Here is a 2,423-nt window from a genome sequence, read left to right as displayed (position 1 = left end):
GGTCGTCTGCACGTGGCCGAGGCAGCCGCCGCCAAGCCGCTGCTGGCCCACCTGATGCACCGGCACCCCACGCTGCTGGAGGTGCTGACCGACGCGCACCAGATGTTGCAGCTCATGAGCGCCCAGTCCGACTGGGCTCTTACCTCGTACCACAACATGCCGGCGGCCGTGGAGGGTCTGCTGATCGAACAGGACGGGCGGCGTCCCCTGGTCGAGGCGCTCGACGGCAGACACCGTTCCGTCGAATACCTGCTCGTCAGCCCCGGTATCACCGTGGCCCTCGACAATCGGGTGGCACTGATCAAGTCCGTGGCGGTTCGGGGCCCGGCGGCGGTGGCCGTCATGGCGAATCCCCGGCTGGCCAAGGCCCTGGTGGAGACGCACAAGTCCCATGGCGACGCGCACATCAGGACTTTCGGGACGGAGTGGGCCCTGAGTGCGGCTCTGTACGAGCCGCGCGACTTCGACTACGCGGGGCTGCTGGGCAACCTCGACTTCCGGCGCAGGTTGCAGCAGCATGCCGATCAGGCCGTTCTGCTGGTCAATGCGCCCAAGCTGCTGGCGGCGGCGATGGACAACCCGGACGTCACCGACGTCCTGGCGAGGAGCGGGGCGCTGTTCAAGGACGTCCTGGAGGACGTTCCCGCCTTCGCCGACCGGCTGGCCGGCCGGATGGAGTGGCTGAGGGCGGCGGCGGAGAACCGTGCCGTCGCGGAGGTGCTGTCTCTCGAGCCCGGTCACTTCGACACGGTCGGTGACGAGGAGCTGGAGCAGGCGCTGCGCCGGGCGGAGGTTCCCGTGCTGCCCGGGCCGGGGCAGGCGGTGGTGTTCGCGCAGGTGCCGTCCGGCTCGCCGCTGGAGCGGGCCATGGCGGCCAACCCGGGTCTCGCCGCGCTCCTGGCGCGCGAGCCTCACCTGACCGGCGTGCTGGAGAGCGACCCGGAGCTGGCGGACACGCTGTCCCGCTACCCGAACCTCTTGTCCTGGCCCCACCACTTCCGGCGGTTGCTGACCGACCGCGGTAAAGGCCTGCGGCCGGGGGTACGCGACGGATCGCCGCTGCTGGCACCACTCATGCTGGCGGGCGCATTGCGCCACAGGGACCTCCGGGAATGGCTCGCGGGCATCGCGCCGGAACAGCTCGTCACCCTGCCCGCCGGCGATCCGCGCCGGAAGGCTGCCAGGGACGCGGCGGCCGACCACGACGTGGCGCAGATGCTGTTCCAGACGCCCACCCACAGCCAGCTGCTGCGGCTGTTCGACCCGACTTTCGCTGACATCTCTGCCAAGATCTTCCGTCAGCGCCCCTTCGATGAACGGGCCCTGCAGAACGTGTGGCGATCGGGTTACGTACTGGCGGTCGCGGAGGCAGCCGACCTGTCGGTCTTCCTCGAAGTGGTGCTGCGCGACGAAGCCGCGCTGTTGCGCCTGGCGGGCGACCAGGCGGACATGCTCCACCAGCTGGGCAACGAGGCGGTGGGGAATCTGCTGCAGTACCCGGGTCTGGTCAAGGAACTCGCGGCCAGACCGCCGGTGGACATCTCCTACCAGCACTGGCGGATGCTGTTCGAGAACAAGCCGTTGCTCGAGCTGCTGAGCGGGGATCTCAGCCTCCTGAACCTGCTGGCGTCGGCGCCGGCGGTGTTCGCCGAGGCGATCGCGCGTCCCGGCTTCGTGGAAGCGCTGGGGAAACCGGCGTTCCGTGATGCCGTCGCCGAGGCGAGGAGGCGGCGCAGGGAGAAGAAGAAGAACTGGGCCACGGGACTGATGGACGCCGTGGCCGACGAGAGTCTCACAGGAGAGCCGCGACTGTTCGCCGAGGGCATTCCTGTATGGCCGCTCACCCTCGGCTTGGCCGATCTGTGGCATCTGCATCCGGACACGGATCCGGACAGGTTCCGGCAGGCCGCGACATCGCCGGAGTGGCTTGAGCACATCCTGGCTGTCGACAAAGTGGTTCGTGCGGACAAGCAGCTGTTCGAGGCGGCCAGGAAGAGCAAGGCGCTCGGTGCGGCCCTGTACAACAACAGCGATCTGGTTTACCTGCTCACCGAGCGCCCGGCGCTGCTGCCGCTCCTTCTGGACCGCTCCTCCGGCCTCCTGAAGCTGATCTACGACGTTCCGGGGCTCACCGGTGCGCTGCGCACCAACGACTCCTTCTACCGGTTGCTGCTCGACAGCGGGAGCGTCACCCAGAAGCTGGTCGCCCAACCCGTGTGGGCGGCGGAGTTCATCGCCAACCGTGAGCTTCCCCGGCTCCACGGGCACGTCAAGGAGTGGATGACCGTACAGTCGAGCCCGACCTTGCGGCCGGTGGTCAGGCTCAGCGAGTTGTTGGCGCGTGCGTTCGCCGACAACGCTCCGGTGGCCGAGGAGTTGGCGGCTGTTGATGCGGGGCCGTTGCTGACGGTTCTGAATCAGTT

Annotated in this window: 1 protein-coding gene; it reads left to right on the top strand. The window is 68.6% G+C overall.

The genetic code is table 11. The annotated features are described in order from the left end of the window. Positions 1-12: 12 nt before the first annotated feature. On the top strand, positions 13-2,423 hold a 2,411-nt coding region (locus IF37_RS40300), incomplete at its 3' end, for a hypothetical protein (RefSeq protein WP_037858282.1).

The organism is Streptomyces sp. NRRL S-31 (assembly GCF_000718775.1).
GTDB lineage: Bacteria > Actinomycetota > Actinomycetes > Streptomycetales > Streptomycetaceae > Streptomyces.
This window is presented reverse-complemented; position numbering and strand designations above follow the sequence as displayed.